Here is an 18,475-nt window from a genome sequence, read left to right on the forward strand (position 1 = left end):
ATGTCCAAATTCCTCTCTGTCAAACTCTGGTTTGCCTTCTCGACGCTCGCCCTGCTCGCCGCCTGCGCGCAGCCCGTGAAGCACGCGGACTACACCGCGTTCAAGAACAGCCGTCCGCGTTCCATCCTCGTTTTGCCGCCGACCAACGAAACGGCCGACGTGCAGGCGACGAACAGCATGCTCTCGCAGATGACCATGCCGCTCGCCGAAGCCGGCTACTACGTGGTGCCGGTGGCTGTGATGGACGAAACGTTCAAGCAGAACGGCCTCACGACCGCGGCCGACATTCAGGCCACGTCACCCGCGAAGCTGCGCGAGATCTTCGGCGCTGACGCCGCGTTGTACTGCAAGGTGACGCAGTTCGGCACGGTGTACCGCGTGCTGGACAGTGCCACTGTCGTAACGGCTGGGGCGAAGCTCGTGGACCTCAAGACCGGCGATGTGCTGTGGCAGGGCACCGCGAGCGCGAGCAGCAACGAGGGCAACAACAATAGCGGCGGCGGCCTGATCGGCATGCTGGTGACCGCTGCAATCAAGCAGATTGCCAACTCGCTCACGGACAAGAGCCACGATATTGCGGGCGTGACGAGTTATCGGCTGCTGCACGCGGGACCGCCGAACGGGCTGCTGTACGGGCCGCGGTCGCCGAAGTACGGGACGGATTAAAGAAGTGCAGGCCGCGGGCAGAAAGAAGTGCCTGCTCGCGGCGGCCGCCCTTCGCTTTACGAAGAGTTTCCGCGCCTTTTGAAGGGTGGGCTCGCGCGCTTCCCTCCGGGTTAGGCGAAGACAGCGCATACATTGCTGACGACGTGCCGATTGGCATGGTCCAGCTGCCGGCTCCGGCGATGTGAATTATTCCCAGTCCCGAATGGGAAGGTTGCCGGCACGGTATTCGCGCCATCACATTGTTCCATCGTCGCGGGACCGACGCCGCAACCCTGGATGAACGGCTGTCGCTCGTGTCGTGGCAGGAATCTGGAAGCGATCACATCCGCATCAAGTTCGTCGATTACCCTCTGGCAGATCGAAACAAAACGATTCAGCAAATTCTCGACGATGATGTTCACATATCCACGCAGGATGGCGAACTGGACGCGGACCGTTCCCATTGGCGACTTGTCTCCGCTTACGCAATTAAATTGCTTCTGTACCTGAAGGTTCGCGACGCGCGGGTAGTTGTTGATCGTGCGTAAGTGATGCGTCAAGACAGTTCAGGGGCCTGGGGCAACGCAAGCGTAGGGAACGGCTCGCCGGGATCGAATATCTCTACGATCGGCATATCGTGGGTCCCGCCGTGCTTGACTGGGAAAGTGCGGCTCCGGCTGAAGCGGAGTTCTCAACGCCACAATACGAGAAGCGTGGTCACTGGCGACGGCCGCATTTCAGGATGCAACCCTACGGCCCACACTCGACGCTGCGCAAGATGGTGTTCATTGGTCCGGTCGTCGTTCGTCCAGACAGGCTGGGGTTGTAGCCTGCTGCGCGGAGCCGCTGGATCGTCTGTCGGGATTGCTGATTCAACTGCAGGCACCCATTGTATGATCCGCCTGCTATCTGACGAATGAGCGAGAACACTTATGTTCAAGGCTGTAGCCGCTATCGTGATCGGCGTTGGTTTTCTGATCATGACAGTGATAAATATCCAGTCCACCCGTGAATTCGTTCGAACGTCCATCGTCGTGCCGGGCGAAGTGGTCCGGCTGAACGCGGGGGGGTTCCATCCCGAAATCGAGTTCGTGACCAGGGCGGGCGAGCATGTCTCGTATCCGCAGGGCGGGATTGTGTCCAGAATGGCTGTGGGCGACCGGCCGTTGGTGCGTTATCTGCCCGATAATCCGCTTCCCACCGCGAGGATTGACCGGTTCGATGCGATTTGGGGGAATGCCGTCTTTTTTGCTGTATTCGGATTAGGTTTCATCATGTTGGGATTAATAAACCTCCCGTCGCGGCAGTAATCGGAACTGGGGCGAGCGCATGTCATTCCTGAGGCTGAGTAAATGGACCTATTCCACCGGGGCGGGCGGCGGCCTGAGTGTCGAGATTGTGATGGCAACGGGTGGCACGATCGTACTGACCGATCCGGACAGACATGACCAGAGTTTTTACTACGGCGGTGTCGGCGTCGGGATCGGCGTGGGCCTGAAGATCCCCAAAATCAAACTGCCGAGGCTCTCGACGCCGGAGCTCAAGTTGCCGCCGATTCGCGGCCGCAGCGTCGGGGCGGGCGGTTCCACGCTCGACTTCCCGAGTTACGGGACCATCTACATGACGAACGCGTTTCGCGGCAGCGAGCTGTCGCGATCGGACTTTCAGGGCGGAACGATTTACGTCGACGGGTCGCTGTCGGCCATCTATGGCTGGGCGGGTGACGCTATGTTGCTCGGCATGAACCCGGCCCTGCTGGCCGCAGGGCTCACAGCCCCCGGGTTGAGCTGGCTGCTGCAGCAAGCCATTTCGGAGGCGCCTGCAGTCCTGCTCATGCGCGGTCAGACCGTGGGCTTTCAGGCTGGCGGCAGCGTCGGCATACTGGCCGGCTACCTTCACTGATTGCGGCGCTAGATCAATGGCTGGGTTCCCGGCTGGGCGTTGCAGCGTAGTAGAACGCGGCTCGTTCCGGCGGCCAGAATGACGAGCTGTACGTAGCCGTTCGTTGGCGCGTAAGGGGCAAACAGCCGGTCCAGTACCCGACCGAACACGCTCAAGGTTACGTCGCGCAAGGCGGCTTCGTTGATCGACAAGAAGATCTCAATGCCGCGCACGAACGACGGAAACTGGTTGCCGAGCGCCATCCATCTGATGGCCGGCTTGTAGTCCAGCCCCACCACTGCATCGATGCAGCGTTGCGCGACGGTCGCGGAGCGTGGGGCATGCAGGCGAAGAAGGGCTTTCAACGCGCCCAGCCCGGAACGGGTGAGATCGAACGGATGCGGCGACAGCGCTTCCAGTACACGCCAGAGCGTGTAGTTGCGGCGTGGCAATCCGGCCGGTGCGGCCGGGCGCGTCAATAGCGTTATCGGGCACGCGAGCGCCGCACCTTCGTTGAGCAGATCGCCCTGCGGCGTCCCTATCGGCAATCGGGATGGCAGGGTGCCGTTCGTGACGGTCATAGCGACCTCTGCCTGCGGAAACATGGGGCGTGCGCGTTCACCGTCCACGCCGACGAATGACAGTCGCCACGGATTTCGGTTCGGGATGAGCGCGGCGTCCCGGTCGCGAAAGGCCAGCCAGTAGACTGAGTCCTGATGCGTTCCTGCCGCGTGTCCAAAGGCGCGATACGGCGCCACGGTCGCGCGATGTGATGACCTGGTGACTGGGGCGTCTTTCTTGCCGGCGTCCGTCCGTTCACTGAGATACACCGCATCAATCGAATAAATGTCGAGTGCCGATGTGCCTTCGAGTGGCGCGGGCGTGACCGGGTAGGCGGTATCGGCTTCGGTGAGCTGGACTGGTATGGCCGCCCGCTGGAACAGATTGATGACTGGAGTACAGAAGAGTTTGAACGCGCGTGCGTCGAGCGAGTCCAGTGTTCGGGCCGCCGTGGACGCCGCGGCCGTGTCGCGCAACACCACGTGCAATGTGAGCGAGCGGGCGTCGGCTGCATGCACTCCCCTGCGCATCCGGCCTAGATCGATATCGATGAAGTCGAACAGATCCGGAAACGCGAAGTACTCGATCAGGTAACGAAACGGGAGCGCGGCACTGTCCGGTCCTTCTGGCAGCAGGCGCTCATCGTCGCCAAAGCCGGCCGCATCCAAAGGCACCTTCGAGAGCGCCCGCCAGCGACCATCCCGATTGACCTCGACGAACGCGGTCGCGCTGCGTAACAGCAGCGCATCGCCGAGGGCAGCCACCAGTGGCCGTTCTCCGGAAAGATGAACCCGGATCGGGCCATCGGGGATAGACGAATCGAACTGTCCCGACGGCGCGAGCGACACAAAGGTAATCGACAGTATGCCTGTTGCATCGTCCGGCAAGCGGACAGCAGAGGGCGCGATGGTGCTGGGAGAATATCGGGCATCGTCAACGTGCAACGGCGCGAGTGTGACGTCGTAGATTGTCCGGAACTGGCACGGTGCAGCCCGTGCGTCGAGCGGCGTGCCGCGCGGGACATTGAATGGCGCACTGAGTTTGCCCAGCAGCGGTGCTGGATTGAATTGCGCGATGGCACAGGCCGGCACGCCGCGCAGATATTGCGGATGGACGATGCTGAGTAGCGCTTCCGTCAGTTCCGGATAGTCGTCTGCAAGCCGCGAATCGAGGTGAGCGGCCATGAACGAAAAGGTCTGGACCAGCCGCTCGATATGCGGATCGTCTGCATGGCCGCCCCGCATGCCGAGTCGCGCTGCGATTTTCGGGTAGCGACCGGCGAACGCTGTCAGCCCGTGCGCCAGCAGACCGAGCTCGTATTCATAATGCGGCAGCAGCTCGTCCATCGCACTCCGTCAATATTGGGTTCGGATCAAGCGGGGATTTTAGTTAAATAAGCCAAGGTTGAAGAAGCGCGCTAGCATTTTAAATTCATCTGACGGTAAGATCGGCACTTCTTCCGGCGCGCCGAGGCTGTCATGCAAATGTCCGATATTGCGAGCTTCTTTCAACTTCAGGGCAACCGTCTGTTCACCATTCAGACTCCGTTGAAGGGGCGTTCCGAACTGGTGCTCGTCGATTTTCATTGCAACGAAAGTCTGTCCGATCTGTTTCATATCGATGTGCAACTGGCTTCACAGGACCGGTCCATCGAGCTGAAGAAAATGATCGGCCAACCGGTGACGATCACGCTGCAAGTGACGGACGCAATCGCAAGTTCGGACGCGCGGTATTTTCATGGCTATGTGGTGTCATTTTCGCATCTGGATACCGACGGTGGATTTACGCGTTATCACGCGACCATCAAGCCGTGGATATGGATGCTGTCCCGTCATCAGGACATCCGCATTTTTCAGGAGCAGACAACGCAGGATGTTCTGTCCACGGTATTTCGCGAATATGGCAGCCTGGCGTCGTTCGAATTCCGTCTGTCGAAGCCCACGCAGAACCGCAGCTACTGTACGCAATACAGGGAGACTGATCTTGAGTTTGCGCAGCGGTTGATGGAGGAGGATGGCCTGTTCTACTACTTCGAGCATGCGAAGGACGGCCACAAACTCATCGTGACCGACAACTCCGTTGCCGCAAGGCCCATCGACGGGGCAAGCCCGGTCCTGCAGTACTCGAAAGGCGAGCCGCTCGACGAACTGTCTGTGGTGAAATCGTTCACCGCAAGGCGGCAACTGGAGACCGACAAGGTGGGCCTCAAGACGTTCGACTACAAGGCTCCGGGTGCGCGCCGGTTCGCCGCAAGCAGTTCGGGCGTGGATCAGGGCGAAGTGCCGTCGTATGAGATCTACGACTACCTCGGTGAGCACGGTTTTCCGAACAGTGACCGCGGTGAGGAACTCGCCCGTTTCCGGACACAGGCGCTTGCTGCCCATAGCAAGATTTTCAGCGGTACAACAGCGAACCGGCGTCTGATGCCGGGCCGTTATTTCCAGCTCGATGATCACTACGACCACGAACAGGCGCGGCCTGAAGACCGGCAGTTTCTGCTGATGAACGTGGTGCACTCCGGCTCCAACAACTATCAGGCAGGCGAAGGTGCGGCCACCTATGTGTGCAGCTTCAACTGTATCCGCAAGAAGATTCAGTATCGCCCGCCTTTGACCACAGACCGGCCGTCGATCATCGGCCCGCAGACCGCGACGGTGGTAGGCCCGAAGGGCGAGGAAATCTATACGGACAGCCTGGGGCGCGTGAAGGTGCAGTTCCATTGGGACCGGCGCGGCCAGAGCGATCAGTCCAGTTCGTGCTGGGTGCGGGTGGGGCAGCCGTGGGCGGGCGGTGGTTTCGGGATGGTGAACATCCCCCGGATTGGGGACGAGGTGGTCGTCATATTCCTGGACGGGGACCCTGACCGGCCGCTGATCATTTCGCGCGTCTACAACGCGGCGAACATGCCACCGTGGACCTTGCCGGCAAACTCGACGCAGAGCGGCATCTTGAGCCGGTCGACCAAGGGCGGCAACGTCAACACCGCCAACGCGATCCGTTTCGAGGACAAGAAGGGCGAAGAAGAAGTCTGGCTGCACGCGGAGAAGGATCAGCGCATCGAGGTCGAACACGACGAGTCGCATTGGGTCGGTAACGATCGAACGAAAAATGTCGATCACGACGAGACCGTTCACGTTGGCCACGACCGCACCGAGGCGGTGGACAACAATGAGACCATTACGATCGGTGTGGACCGTACGGAACGTGTCGGGAACAACGAGACGTTGACCGTCGGCGGCAACCGGGACGAGACGATCCATGGAATGGAAAACCTCGTCGTTGCGCTGACGTCGACGGAGACGGTCGGACTGGCCAAGGCGCTGACGGTGGGCGGCGCATATACGGTGACGGTAGCGGGAGCCATCAACACGGCCGCTGGCCTCGCGAGCGCCGAAGAGGTGGGTCTTTCAAAAACGACGATGGTGGGCAAGACCTATACGATCACGGCGGGCGACCGGATCGAGCTGAAGACCGGTGACGCTGTACTCATTCTGGAAAGCAATGGGCACATCACGCTGCGAGGCACACAGTTGCTGATCGAAGGCTCCGGACCTGTACAGATCAACGGCAAGGACGTCGACATCAATTGACGGGGCTGCGATGGAATTCTCCAATCACACGCCTTTCCCGGCACTGGCGTTCGAGTCCTTTGCGCCAGACGGCGCAGCGTTCCATACCGTTGTGCTCCGGCAGACTTTTGAGTTGCGCAACGGCTCATTGGTGTTGACGCAGCAGCAAAAACCGCTCGCAACGTCTGACCGCTTTTACGGCGAACCCAACCAGTCCAGCGTGGCGGAGGAAAGCGATCTCGCGCCGTACAAGCCGTTTTGCGATGTGCTGATCAACGGTATGGCATGGGCGCCGCAGGGGCGGCCGGTGCCGCGCTTCACGGCCAGCGTCCGGATTGTGTCGGCGCCCGTACGATCCGACGACGACGCGGGTGTGCCGACCACGAAAGTCCTCCTGGATCGCAGGCTGTCCGTGACAGGCCAAAGGTACTTTGCTCGGTGTTCGATGCTTGGTCGAAGCATGAATCGACTCGTGAAGATCGCGTCGCTCGGCATTGTGCGTCCCGTCGACTGGCGTCTGACGCTGCCCGAACCGATCGCCGCGCTGCCCGTGCGTTACGAATACGCGTGGGGCGGGCAGTGCCGGATCGAGGTGCAGGATCCAGCTGCGAAACGTGTGTCGAAGGCATCCCGGCTCGATGACAAACAGCAGGCTGCGCATCCCAATCAGGATAACGTTCCGGTGGCGCATACGGCCTGCGAAGACAATCCGGTCGGTCTGGGATTTGCTGAAGGTTGGTTCCTTAACGCGACGAAGCAGCAGAGGGTCGCTGCTCCGCAGATTGAAGCCAGCAATGAACCCATCTCGATACAAGGATGGCTGGCAGCGTTGAATGGGCAGGCGCATCCGTCGCTGCATCCGGCGGGCTTCGGTATCGTCGGGAAAGCGTGGAGATCGAGGCGTGAGCTTGCTGGCACCTACGATGACCAGTGGCTCGCTGAGCACCATCCGGGTTTGCCAGACGATTTTCAGTTCAGGTACTGGAACGGCGCGCATCCGCTGATGCAGGTGTCGCACCTGAAGGGTAACGAGATGATCGTGCTGACGAATCTTGTTCCCGCCGGCACACCCGGATCGACTGTCGATGAGCGTGGCAATGCGATCCTACGCATCGCCTTGCCAGGACATCTACCGATGGGATGGGTCTACACCGAACAGTCGCTCAAGTTCGCGCCGCTGCTGCTCGATACGTTGTCTGTCGACGTGTCAGATGCGGCGACGCCCGTGGTGACGTTGGTGTGGCGTGCAACGCTGATGAAATCCGTGCGCGCGCAGCGTTTCGAGGCAAGGTTTGTGAACCATGCCGACTTGGAACGACTTGCTGCAGGTTCGCCGATAACTTCGATCCGATCGACGCGAGCGCAACATGGCTGAACCGTTGGAGATTACCGTTACCGGTGACGCGGGCGATGTTTTCCGTGAGCACTTCAACATCCAGAGTGTCGAGCAGGCCCGCGACGCGGTGAAGAATCTGGATGCGTTATGGAACACACCGAATCCGTGGAGCGACCGTCCCGACCTGCGGGATATATTTGATGAGGCGGGGAAGTCAGTTCAAAGGCGCTTTGAAACCGGCGTCTATAAGCCGCAGGATAAGGCGCAACCGTCCGATCATTTCTCCACGGGCAATCGGATTGCGTCGAGACAGGACGGTAGCTTCAAGGCCGTCAGTAGCACGCCTGATGTCTGCAAGACGCCGATGGGCAGTTCGACGCCGCCGGTGCCCTATCAGGTCATCTCGGATCTAAGCGGGTCATCGGGCATCGTGCCGAGCGTACGATTCAACGGAAAGCCGGCGTACGTGCTCGATCAAAGTGTGGTCCCGACATGTACGGGCGACGAAGCGGGCTCGGCCGATGGGGTGAGCTCCGGTACCGTGGGAGGCGAGACCAGGCCGACGAAGGGCAGCACGACGGTTCGCGCAGGCGGCCATCCGGTTATTCGTGACGGTGACCCTTGCACAATGAATTCCGGCAATTGTACGGGCACTTACGTAACCGCGCCCGCGCCGGGAAGCTCGGTGGATGCGAGCGGGAACGTCGTGGGGGATGCTAATCCGCCACCCGGGAAGGGGGTCATGCATCAGGTTGGCGGGTTCTTCAAGGGGGCCGGCGGTGCGGTGTGGGACATGGCGAAGGGCTTGGGCGGGCTGGCGGTCGGAGCGGCCAAATTATCGCCAGTGTCGCAGGCTGCTGAGGGTCTGTCTGATCTGACAGGGTTATACGACTACCACGGGTACTCGCAGACGCTCGACTCAGCCGGAAAGACGGCGCAGGCGATCTACGATCATCCTGGCGCGATCGTCGATGGCATCACCAAGCCGTATATGGAGGCGTGGAGCCAGGGAAACTATGGCGAAGCGCTGGGGCGCGGCGCGGTCGACATTGGCGGCTTGTTTGTTGGCGGCGTCGGTGCGGCCGGCAAAGTCGGCGAAGTCGGGAATGTGGCTGGCAAGGTCGGTGAGACCGCCAACATTGCCGGTAAGATGGGTGAAGCGATAAATGTAGCTGGCAAGGTTGGAGAAGTGGCGGACGTCGCGAGTGCGGCAGGAAAAACCGGGGAGGCTGCGGAGGCGGGGGCCGCGACGGCCAAGGGGGCTGAAGTCGCGGAAGGGGCAGCAGACGGGTCTAAAGTGGCCAAGCCTGCTGAAGCAAAACCCGCAGGCAATGGAGTTAAGGTCGAGCCGTCCAAAGATCCACGCTATAAGAGAGGTAAGTTCCGCAGGGGTGTCCGGGAAAAGGCTTGGGAAGACGCCAAGAAGAATAGCCAAGATGGAAAGGTGCGGGATCCGGTGACTGGTAAAGAAATGAACCCCGATAACCCTTGGGACATGGGGCACAAACCTGGGCTCGAGCATAGAAAGCACGTTATCAGCGCTGCAGAACGTGATCTCACGCGCAAACAATTCCTTGATGAGTATAATGACCCCAGCCATTATCGACCTGAGCTTCCTTCGTCCAATCGTAGTCACGTAGGCGAAGACTTGACGGATGACTATTTCGGACCGTGACATGACAAAAGGGCCAATTTCTGCTGGTCGAAAAGCCGTGGGGCGGCACGCCTTGTCGGTGTTCGGCGGTAAGCCCAAGGTGCAGGAATATCTACACGATGACTTGCCTATGGCTGTCGACGTACTCTCAGTCGTGGACTCACCCGACCCCGGTCTCGTGTCCTACAGCACGATAGGTCTATTTGAGACTGCTCTTGGGGGCGAGACGGAGTTAGGTACTCGTGTTGAGCTGTGTGGTTCGATGCCCGCTGATATTGAGCAGTGGCCTAATGTGCTTGCATCTGCTGCTTTTGCGCTAATGCGATCACGGCGGGCGGTGATGCCAGGGAGCGTGCTGGAAGGGTATGTCGCAGAGTATTACAGCGACACATTAGTCCCGCACCTGTATTTGACTGCACCGTTTTTGTGGAATGACGGGCATTTCAAGCAACTTGACTTGGAAAGCGGAGAGAAAGTCAATTGGTTGCAAGGAATCCCTATTTCTGGTGCCGAACTTGAGATCCTTCGTACGCGCGGGGACAGTGAATTTGAAGATTTGCTTGAACAAGCGAACGTAGATGTTTTTGATTTGTATCGATCTTCGTTGCAATAAAGCGACGTCGGCCTGCAAAGCCGTTTGAGCCGGCCCGACTCCGGTTCACGCCAAGAAAAAGCCCGCCGAGAGCGGGCTTTTTCTTTGGCTAAACTCGTCGTCAGGCGACACGTAGAGATGCAGCGTGGGTTGATGTTCACGCAGAACTGACCCACCGGGTGGAGTGAACCCCTGAGGCTGACGGGAAGCCGAAAGCAAAGTGATACGCTTGCTGGGCCTTCATCGAAAGGAGAAGGCCTATGTCACCCAGAGGTTCGTATCGCCCCCAGCGCGGGTCGTCGTCACATAGTTGTGGCGGCGACCGGACCTCAGATATCTCGCCTTCAATGGTCCAGCCGCTGCGCTCGATGCGCAGTGCTGTCGATTGCGGCATCTGATCGTCGTCAATGGCGACGATCCATTGCGGCGGCTTTGACTTCGCTGGTGGCTGGCTCGCCAGGTACGGAATGAGGCCAATCAGCCCGAACGAGCCGACGTGGACGAGTACCTCGCCACCTATGCCGCCGAGGGCTGATTGATTGACGTGGGCTTGGACGGCTGCGATGACGACAGGAACAAGGCTCATGAGATATGTTCCAAAACGATCCTTCCTAGAATAGGTTACGTCGTAATTGACCGCAATCCATCCGCGTGTTTGTCTTGTTCGCCAGTCCCGGGAGACTTCTATGTTTGAGAGCAGCGTCGAGAGAACTGTAATCGGGGCAGCCATCCTGCTCTGGTTCGCTCACGGATGGTATTTGAATACAAGGCTGGAGCGCGTACATGCGAAGCTCGACGCAGTTCTTGAGAATTTCGATGGGCTACGGAGATACCTGTACGAAATCGATCCTCAGTTTGACGACGAGCGCGAGGCGGCGTCCATTTTCGAGGCTTCCTTGGGTAAACCGGAGATTTCTTTCTACGGACTGGACGCGTTTCAAGTTGAGCAGCAAAAGCGTGAGCGCGGCCAGCGAACGCTTGATACGTCGTTTACGGAACATGGCTAGCGTTTACTGACCATGAGCGCTTTGTTGCGCTCGACGAGCGGTTGCAGTTGGCTCTCGAAATCAGCCGTAAATGCCGCTCGATCCTCTTCCGTAAGGTCTGGGGCTGGCCAGTGCGCCTCAAGGTCGCGCAGATAGTAGAGCTTCTTCACGTTCATTTCGTTGGTATTGCACTGGACCTCCAATAGCCGGATATGTGCTTCCAGCGACTTGGTCTTGCCGTTTGCGTGTTTCACGGAGAGCCACCATAAAAACGCCACAGCGGCGAGGTCGATCCAGTCGATGTGCATGTGATGCTCCAGTGACTAGGGGGGATTGGTAGTTCTTTGAGCTTACCCCTTTCATCTTCGCATCTCGACGTGCGCGGGAAGCCGGTTACGGCCGGGTTGCTGGGGTGGGTGAATATTCTGCGTCACGAACTCCCCACTGCCATGCTTAATGCTATTGAGACACGTACCCCCCGACTGTCGACTACTTGCTGGCGTTACCGGAGGAGGTGAGCCGGACTGCGGCGAAAATCGCTGCTGAGGTGGCGCAGGTCGATAATGCGCTTACGGCGCTCGATGAGTTGCTGAACCTGCTCCAGCCGCCCCATACAGGCAAGATCCGGATCGAATGGTGGGAGCGCAACGGACGACGCGTACCGACGCCGGTGGTCTGGTCGCACTCGAAGGCAGGGTGGCGCGCGGTGCGTGTGCCTGGTACGGGCCTGTCGCGGCGAGTGAAGTCCGCGCGAGCCTTCAACGACAGCTTCAAGCGGGTTAAGGCGATCTGCCAGAATGTGACGGCGCTGCTTAAGATGCGCGAGCAGGCATTGGCGCCAGTCGCCATGTTTCAGCGAACGACGGCTGGGACGCTAAACACCAATGTGCATCGGCTGACGATGGCTTGCATCGGGATCGATCTGGCAATGGGGTTCGCGCGGCGGCAGCTCGGAATCGTGGACGCGCCAGAAGATAATGAGGATGGCGAGCCGCGGGACGAATGACGTCCCGTGGAATCAGGGAGAAAGCATGGTTATCACAACAACCGCGATCGTAGCTGGTGCTGCAGACTTGGCCTTGAGTAAGGCGAAAGACAAACTCTTTGATCTGGTCAAAGACAACGTCATCGGAAGATGGAGTGAGCACCGCGCACAGAAGTTCTTCGACGCCTTTCTCGACGAGGTTCGCAAAGAGCAGGATGTACTGACCACGTCGGCGCCCCTGAACGATATGCTGCAAGCGATCGCGGACAGCGACGAACGCACAAGTACGATCTTCGATGCTTACCGCCGCGTGGCGCTATCGGCGAGCAAGGATATCGGGCCAATGGTGATTGGCCTCTTGACTGCCCGTATTGTCCTTGAGGACAGAACCGCGAGCGAGATAGAAGAAATGGTATTCGAAGGAAGCGAGGTGCTGAACGATCGTGATTTTGCGTCGTTGCTCTCTTGGATGGAGTTTGCCCACGCCGATGGCGAATACAGAAAGGCGTTGGATAGCCAGAAACTCAGCATCGGTCAAAACGGACCGATCCCTATCTTGGTTAAGGGCGGTTACCAACCTCCTCTTTCCATCACGCAGACGGGGCGGGCTCCAACGATCACATATCAGCCGCGAGTGCCGGCGATCACTGATGAGAGCCCCTTGAATCTCTTCAGCGATATAGGCCCATTTGCGCTGAAGCTCAGGAATATTGGCTTGCTTGAGGAGTCGACATCACCGCGTGGCCATCCGCGCAATCCCGATGGAACGAATTACTTCGTGCGTGTGAGCCCGGCTTGCGAGGCTCTCTACGAGCTCGCAGTGCGCGCCAGCGAGGCGGCAGCAATCGACCGTAGCGCAGACTAAGAACTGAGGTTGACGTTTCGCCGCCGTCGTTAATTTGAACAGAATCGTCATCTCGAATTTAGAGTGTGTTCTCGGGAATGGGTTAGTCCATGCGGTGCGTTGCCGTTAACCCGTATGGGACGAGCGGATTGAGGACATCGTATGAAAGTGCTATCGCTTCTCTGGGAGCTTTGGTCTGGGCTTTCGTTCCAGACCAAGCTTACACTTTGCAGCATGGTCGTCTTCACGGCCCTCGGATTGCCTCGTACCGAATTCTCACTAATGTGGCATGAACTGCGCGTTGCGGTGGGGCTGCAGAACTGTATGGAGGATTTCACCGACCCGTTGATGACTGCGCTGGCGAGCGGCGACGAGGGCTCTATCGACCACGCGCTTGGACCCGAAAAGCCGCAGCAGCTTAAGTCGTGCGGCAATCACGCAATTCAGCATCCCGAAGGCACCATCCCTTTCGTGCTGGACGAGTACAGGCGAGGTACGCTCTCACACTCGCAGAAGTAAGGACAATGCGCAGAACGTCATCAGCTGCATGCGTTACTCCGCGCGATCGGCGACCGATAGTCGATCCGTCCGCCGTCAGTGAACATGCGCTTTAGCGTTTGGAGATCGGCCATAGGTGGTAGGACGGCGAAGTCTGGCGCGAGCTCGACAGCAACGCGAGGCGTTGTGCTTCCTCCTCGGCACAGTGCGCGCCGTTCGACAAGTACCACATCTTGACCGACTCGAGCAGATGCTGATTCGAAAGTCATACGCCGACCGGCGCATGTGCGATCAACCGGCCGACGACCAGATAGCAGAGCAGCTCGGCCCGAGCTTCGTCGTCGAGATTCGCCGCAAAAGCGTTCACGATGGTGGGCCGATTACTGCCCGTCTAAGGTCGCCAGTGATTGCATATCCTCGTTCTCGGAGAACGGTTCAAATCCTTCATGCCATGGCGCGTCAAGAGCGCACAGCAAGCGCATCGTGAGGGGAGCGCCGACATTTACCTGCTTAACCGTGACTGTCAGGCCCTTCGGGTTCAGGGCTAGCAACTTGCAGATGTCTTGTGTGTAGTACTTCGGGCAGTAACCAACTAGATAGGAAGGGTCATTCGTACGCAGGCACAGCGCATACTGGTCGTGTTCGTTTTGAAGATCCCGCATCACGAAGAGTTTGCTGCCGGGTTTCAGCGCATTCGCGGCCTCGACGTTGGGTGGGGCGAAATGACTCATGCCGCGAGCGAAGAAATCGATGGCGAATCGTCCGCTAGTGTCCCGCTGGGGGAGTGCAAAAAGTTCAATTGGGTCTGTGCCGCGCAGGCCGCCCGTCACTGCTAAGATCGGCAGCGGATCATCGATGGAGTAGTCAGGCAAACCGGTCCAGTCGAAGTAGCGACTAAATTCCGGGCGTGACCGAGTCAGTACACGATTTGCGAAAAGCGGGAACAGCACGCTGGAGTAGTACGTTCCATGGAGATTGTCCATGCGACCAAATGGCCGGAAGTTTTCCGCACGCTTCGCTCCTCGCGTATACATGAAGCGAAATTCACCTCGGTAGCGGTCGAGGCGGCCTACAGGAATCCATTCCCGAGACGAAGGTTGTTGCCAGGCAACGAAGATGGTTTGCATACTAAAGTCCCGATTCCAACGCCAGTAGACGTTGGCGGTTCAGCGTCAAGAATGTGACCAGAAAGTCACGGCGCACCGCGGTCACAAATTCGTCAGGCAGCAGAGATACCGTCGATGCAATTTGACGCGTGCCGATCGCCCGCAGCCGATCTAGCCAAGCGCGAGCCGCGTCCGGCCACATCTTCGCCAAGTACACGAAGGCTTCGGTTGTGAGTAGCGATTTGGACCTAAGCGTCGCATCCCCGGGGTAGAGCCCCGACCTGGCTTTCGCGACAAACGCCGAGATGTGGCGTTGCATATCTCTGGTAGTTAGCAGTTCGCCGCAGACTTCGTCAGTTAGGTTCCGTCCAAAGCTGGAGCCATGGTCAAAGCTCGGTGCCAAAAAAAGCTTTTCCGCGACCGCTGGGTCAATCAGTAGCCCCCAATTCTGGTCGTGTCGATCCTGGTTCCCGATCCATGCATCTAACATGAGATACCCGACCATGACATCGGCGATGCTTGCGACATGCTCAAACGAGACAAAGTCACTTGGCGGAAGGAAGTCTTTGCTTTCTTCGGAGCAGAGCTTCAGGAACGCGGCGAAGAGCCGAATCGTATGCGCGCGCGAGCGATATGGGTTCGCATGTGCCATCTCCTGATACAGGCGAGTCTTGGAGAAAATTTCGTTGCCATGCACGAGTCGACCTCCGCGCGGCACGAATGAAGGTGATACCACGCCGTAGTCGTCGCCGCAACGGGCGAGTTCGTAGTAAGCGTGTGGAATGCCTAGCGCCGACGCAAGTTCGCAGGCAAGTTTCTCGGCCCAGTTTTCCCCCGTTCCTGGGCGCCCACGCTTGAACAGCCAGCGTCGACGCTGCTCATCGGCGTACCAGAATTTTTCTTTAGTACCGAGTTGCTCGAACAGTTCTGCAGCGTCGACGGGCACTTCGATGATAGGCAACATCTTCTGTCCCTCGCACGCAAAAGAGTCGCCTCTGTTGCAATATCACGCCCGGTTCGTAATCCACTGGTATCAGTGTGGGCAACCAAATCTGGTTACACAGCGGTTATACGGCACCCAAACGAGAAAAGGGTTGCAGCGCTTTCGCGTGCAACCCTTTGAATTTACTGGTGGGGCGTGAGTGACTCGAACACTCGACCTACGGATTAAGAGTCCGCTGCTCTACCAACTGAGCTAACGCCCCAAGAGACTGCGAATTATGCAGGACTTTTTTGCTCTTGCCTAGCCCCTTTTGCCGATTCTCTCAAAAATTTCTGCACGCCCGGCCGTGCAGGCCCGACTGGCGAGGCCCGAGCGCGCCCTCAGGACGTTGGGAAGCCCGGGCAGCTATCATGTCGCGACACGACAAAGCACAGCAAAAACAATGGACGACACCGCCATCCGCAGCCTGCTCGACCGCGTGCTCGCTCCCTGGGTGAGGGCGCTTGCGCTCACGCCCGTCTCCGTCGGCGAGGAGGGTGCCACGCTGCGGCTGCCGTTTTCCGGCGAACTGCGCCATGCGGGCGGTGTGATCTGCGGCCAGGTGTTCATGGCGGCCGCCGACACGGCGATGATCGTCGCCATTTCCGCTGCGCTCGGCGAGTTTCGGCCCATGACCACCGTCTCGCTGAACATCAGCTTCATGCGGCCCGTGCGCAAGGGCGACGTGCTCGTGACCGCTCGCGTGCTGAGAATGGGCCGCAACCTCGTGTTCGGCGAAGTCGAGCTGTTCGACGAGGACGGCAAGATGGCCGTCCACGCCACCACGACTTACGCGCTGCTCGACTGAGCCGCCGCGGCGTTTTGCGTCCTGCAGGAAGCAGACAAAAATCGAAGCCGGGAAGGACCGAAGGAACAACATGTTCGATCAGGTGGTATTTGCCGGCGGCGGAAATCGCTGCTGGTGGCAGGCCGGTTTCTGGGACGTCGTGCGGCCCGAGCTGGATATTCGTCCGCGCGTGATCGCCGGCATCTCGGCGGGCGCAGCCACCGCCTGCATGCTCTACACACGCGACGCAGACTGGGTGATGCGTTATTACGAGAACGCCTTGCGTCACAACACGCGCAACGCGTACTGGGGCAATCTGCTGCGCGGCGAGTCGGTGTTTCCTCACTACCGCATTTATCGTCAGGCGCTGCTCGATATCTACGGCGAGCACTTCGAGCGGTTGAAGCACGCGCCTGCCATTCGCATCGGCGTGTCGCATCTGCCGCGCTGGCTCGGCGCGCGTAGCGCGGTGGCAGCCGGGCTCGTGGCCTACAACATCGAAAAGTACGTTCGCAAGACGCTGCACCCCACGCTCGGCCGCAAGCTCGGTTTTCAGCCGGAATTCGTGACGGCGCAGACGTGTGCGTCGGTGGAGGAACTGGCCGACCTGATTCTGCAGTCATCGTGCACGCCGCCCTTCACGCCCGTATTGCGACGCAACGGGCGACCTGTGCTCGATGGCGGCATGGTCGATAACGTACCGGTCGGCGCACTCGACGCTGCCCCAGGCCTCGTGCTCGTGATGGTGACGCGTCTCTATCCGCGTCCGCAGATGTTTGTCGTGCCGCACGGCGCGCAGCAGCGCATCTATGTGCAACCGTCGCGCAAGGTGCCGATCTCGAGCTGGGACTACACGAGCCCTTCGCAGATGCTGCACGCGTACAACCTCGGCCGCGTGGATGGCGAGCAGTTCCTCGCTCGCGTGCCCGAACTGCTCGAGCTTGCCAGCGAGTCGAACTGATCGATCACGACCCGCCGCTCACACGAGCCAGGAGCGATTACCTCCGGCGCCCACCCTGCAACGCATCGGGGTTCGCCACGCTCGACGTGTCGCCGCTATCGAAGGCGAGAATGTTGCGGAACGCAGCGCTGAAATACAGTTCGTAGCTTTCCCGTTCCACGTAGCCGATGTGCGGCGTGCAGATCACGTTCTCCATGCGCAGCAGGCTATAGCCTTGCAGGATCGGCTCGCTTTCGTAGACGTCCACGGCCACCATCCCGGGCCGGTTGCGCGATAGCGCGTTGACCAGCGCGTTCTCTTCCAGCAGCTCGGCGCGGCTCGTGTTGACGAGCAGCGCCGTGGGCTTCATGCGCATGAGGTCGTCGAGCTTGACGATGCCGCGCGTGTCGTCGTGCAGGCGAAGGTGGAGCGTGAGCACGTCGCTCTGTTCGAACAAGGCCTCGCGGCTTTCCGCTGTCGTATAGCCGTCGGCACGTGCGGCTTCCAGCGAGTGTTCGCGGCCCCAGATCAAAACGTTCATGCCGAACGCCTTTCCGTAACCGGCCACGAGCCGGCCGATCTTGCCGTAGCCCCAGATGCCGAGCGTCTGGCCGCGCATCACCTGGCCCAGCCCGAAGTTCGGCGGCAGCGCCGAGGTCTTCAATCCCGACTGCTGCCAGGCCCCTTGCTTAAGGTTTGCCACGTATTGCGGAATGCGCCGCTGGGCCGCCATGATGAGGGCCCACGTCAGTTCGGCCGGCGCCACGGGCGAGCCGGCGCCTTCGAGCACGGCGATGCCGCGCTCGGTACAGGCGGCCAGATCGATGTGGCTCGACACCTTACCTGTCTGGCTGATCATCCGAAGGTGGGGGAGTTTGTCGAGCAGTTGCGAGGTGATGCGGGTCCGTTCGCGGATCAGCACCAGCGCATCGACTTCGGCAAGGCGGCTCGCCAGTTGTCCGAGTCCGCGCACGGTGTTGTTGAAGACCTTGACCTCGTGATTGGCCAGCAGTTGAAAGCAGTCGAGTTTACGAACGGCGTCCTGATAGTCGTCGAGGATGGCAATTTTCATGGCGTTTGAGTTTTGCGACGCACCACGAGGTGCGGAA

At 59.6% G+C, this 18,475-nt stretch carries 20 protein-coding genes and 1 tRNA gene; 13 read left to right on the forward strand and 8 right to left on the reverse strand.

Features of this window, described 5'->3' with window-relative positions:
• On the forward strand, positions 1 to 666 hold the full coding sequence (locus P2869_RS00005) for a DUF799 domain-containing protein (protein ID WP_277597108.1): 666 nt from the start codon (positions 1 to 3) through the stop codon (positions 664 to 666).
• Between the two features lie 110 nt (positions 667 to 776).
• Here P2869_RS00005 and P2869_RS00010 read toward each other — a convergent pair whose 3' ends face one another.
• Positions 777 to 1,109: a hypothetical protein gene (locus P2869_RS00010; RefSeq protein ID WP_277597109.1), complete on the reverse strand. Its 333-nt coding sequence runs from the start codon at positions 1,107 to 1,109 to the stop codon at positions 777 to 779.
• Between the two features lie 468 nt (positions 1,110 to 1,577).
• Here P2869_RS00010 and P2869_RS00015 point away from each other — a divergent pair, with 468 nt between their 5' ends.
• Together P2869_RS00015 and P2869_RS00020 are read left to right on the forward strand one after the other, a co-directional pair.
• Entirely contained in the window at positions 1,578 to 1,955 is a 378-nt protein-coding gene (locus P2869_RS00015; protein ID WP_126878619.1) for a DUF3592 domain-containing protein, read from the forward strand.
• A 19-nt stretch (positions 1,956 to 1,974) separates the two neighbouring features.
• Positions 1,975 to 2,547, forward strand: coding sequence for a hypothetical protein (locus tag P2869_RS00020; protein ID WP_277597110.1), 573 nt, complete (start codon positions 1,975 to 1,977; stop codon positions 2,545 to 2,547).
• 8 nt (positions 2,548 to 2,555) lie between these two features.
• On the opposite strand, the gene tssF is transcribed toward P2869_RS00020, so the two are convergent.
• Positions 2,556 to 4,433 carry a type VI secretion system baseplate subunit TssF gene (gene tssF / locus P2869_RS00025; protein WP_277597111.1) on the reverse strand — a complete coding sequence of 626 codons (1,878 nt, stop codon included), beginning with the start codon at positions 4,431 to 4,433 and terminating at the stop codon, positions 2,556 to 2,558.
• A 132-nt stretch (positions 4,434 to 4,565) separates the two neighbouring features.
• On the opposite strand from tssF, the gene tssI reads away from it, so the two are divergent.
• From tssI to P2869_RS00045, 4 genes are read left to right on the forward strand one after another with little or no spacing between them, the layout of a single operon-like run.
• Positions 4,566 to 6,677 (forward strand): type VI secretion system tip protein VgrG, encoded by a 2,112-nt coding sequence (gene tssI / locus P2869_RS00030; RefSeq protein ID WP_277597112.1) that lies wholly within the window; start codon positions 4,566 to 4,568, stop codon positions 6,675 to 6,677.
• A gap of 10 nt (positions 6,678 to 6,687) precedes the next feature.
• Entirely contained in the window at positions 6,688 to 8,031 is a 1,344-nt protein-coding gene (locus tag P2869_RS00035) for a DUF2169 domain-containing protein (protein WP_277597113.1), read from the forward strand.
• The gene (locus P2869_RS00040) at positions 8,024 to 9,667 is read left to right on the forward strand and encodes a PAAR-like domain-containing protein (protein WP_277597114.1); all 1,644 of its coding nucleotides are present in this window, start codon (positions 8,024 to 8,026) and stop codon (positions 9,665 to 9,667) included. Before P2869_RS00035 ends, P2869_RS00040 begins: the two co-directional genes overlap by 8 nt.
• The gene (locus P2869_RS00045) at positions 9,648 to 10,259 is read left to right on the forward strand and encodes a suppressor of fused domain protein (protein WP_277597115.1); all 612 of its coding nucleotides are present in this window, start codon (positions 9,648 to 9,650) and stop codon (positions 10,257 to 10,259) included. The genes P2869_RS00040 and P2869_RS00045 overlap by 20 nt, the downstream gene beginning before the upstream one ends.
• Before the next feature lie 136 nt (positions 10,260 to 10,395).
• Here the strand turns inward: P2869_RS00045 and P2869_RS00050 are convergent, their stop codons facing one another.
• Complete coding sequence (locus P2869_RS00050) at positions 10,396 to 10,824, reverse strand: hypothetical protein (protein ID WP_277597116.1); 429 nt, start codon at positions 10,822 to 10,824, stop codon at positions 10,396 to 10,398.
• Between the two features lie 100 nt (positions 10,825 to 10,924).
• Here P2869_RS00050 and P2869_RS00055 point away from each other — a divergent pair, with 100 nt between their 5' ends.
• Complete coding sequence (locus tag P2869_RS00055) at positions 10,925 to 11,245, forward strand: hypothetical protein (RefSeq protein WP_277597117.1); 321 nt, start codon at positions 10,925 to 10,927, stop codon at positions 11,243 to 11,245.
• Here P2869_RS00055 and P2869_RS00060 read toward each other — a convergent pair.
• Positions 11,242 to 11,532: a hypothetical protein gene (locus P2869_RS00060; RefSeq protein ID WP_277597118.1), complete on the reverse strand. Its 291-nt coding sequence runs from the start codon at positions 11,530 to 11,532 to the stop codon at positions 11,242 to 11,244. The genes P2869_RS00055 and P2869_RS00060 overlap by 4 nt on opposite strands.
• A gap of 206 nt (positions 11,533 to 11,738) precedes the next feature.
• Between P2869_RS00060 and P2869_RS00065 the strand changes: the two genes are divergently transcribed.
• The 3 genes from P2869_RS00065 to P2869_RS00075 all read left to right on the forward strand — a co-directional run bounded on the left by P2869_RS00065 (position 11,739) and on the right by P2869_RS00075 (position 13,572).
• The gene (locus P2869_RS00065) at positions 11,739 to 12,230 is read left to right on the forward strand and encodes a hypothetical protein (protein WP_277597119.1); all 492 of its coding nucleotides are present in this window, start codon (positions 11,739 to 11,741) and stop codon (positions 12,228 to 12,230) included.
• A 25-nt stretch (positions 12,231 to 12,255) separates the two neighbouring features.
• Positions 12,256 to 13,074, forward strand: coding sequence for a hypothetical protein (locus P2869_RS00070; protein ID WP_277597120.1), 819 nt, complete (start codon positions 12,256 to 12,258; stop codon positions 13,072 to 13,074).
• 141 nt (positions 13,075 to 13,215) lie between these two features.
• The gene (locus P2869_RS00075) at positions 13,216 to 13,572 is read left to right on the forward strand and encodes a hypothetical protein (protein ID WP_277597121.1); all 357 of its coding nucleotides are present in this window, start codon (positions 13,216 to 13,218) and stop codon (positions 13,570 to 13,572) included.
• Positions 13,573 to 13,931: 359 nt separating this feature from the next.
• Here the strand turns inward: P2869_RS00075 and P2869_RS00080 are convergent, their stop codons facing one another.
• The 3 genes from P2869_RS00080 to P2869_RS00090 form a co-directional block, all read right to left on the reverse strand.
• Complete coding sequence (locus P2869_RS00080; RefSeq protein WP_277597122.1) at positions 13,932 to 14,678, reverse strand: HIRAN domain-containing protein; 747 nt, start codon at positions 14,676 to 14,678, stop codon at positions 13,932 to 13,934.
• Position 14,679: 1 nt separating this feature from the next.
• On the reverse strand, positions 14,680 to 15,621 hold the full coding sequence (locus P2869_RS00085; protein WP_277597123.1) for a hypothetical protein: 942 nt from the start codon (positions 15,619 to 15,621) through the stop codon (positions 14,680 to 14,682).
• Positions 15,622 to 15,786: 165 nt separating this feature from the next.
• Positions 15,787 to 15,862 (reverse strand) — tRNA-Lys (locus P2869_RS00090).
• Positions 15,863 to 16,042: 180 nt separating this feature from the next.
• Here P2869_RS00090 and P2869_RS00095 point away from each other — a divergent pair.
• Both P2869_RS00095 and P2869_RS00100 read left to right on the forward strand, forming a co-directional pair.
• Positions 16,043 to 16,447 carry a PaaI family thioesterase gene (locus tag P2869_RS00095; protein WP_277597124.1) on the forward strand — a complete coding sequence of 135 codons (405 nt, stop codon included), beginning with the start codon at positions 16,043 to 16,045 and terminating at the stop codon, positions 16,445 to 16,447.
• A 70-nt stretch (positions 16,448 to 16,517) separates the two neighbouring features.
• Positions 16,518 to 17,387: a patatin-like phospholipase family protein gene (locus tag P2869_RS00100; RefSeq protein WP_277597125.1), complete on the forward strand. Its 870-nt coding sequence runs from the start codon at positions 16,518 to 16,520 to the stop codon at positions 17,385 to 17,387.
• Positions 17,388 to 17,424: 37 nt separating this feature from the next.
• Here P2869_RS00100 and P2869_RS00105 read toward each other — a convergent pair whose 3' ends face one another.
• Entirely contained in the window at positions 17,425 to 18,438 is a 1,014-nt protein-coding gene (locus P2869_RS00105) for a D-2-hydroxyacid dehydrogenase family protein (RefSeq protein ID WP_017772357.1), read from the reverse strand.
• Between the last annotated feature and the right edge of the window lie 37 nt (positions 18,439 to 18,475).

It is taken from the genome of Paraburkholderia sp. SUR17, from assembly GCF_029536165.1.
Classification (GTDB): domain Bacteria; phylum Pseudomonadota; class Gammaproteobacteria; order Burkholderiales; family Burkholderiaceae; genus Paraburkholderia; species Paraburkholderia kururiensis.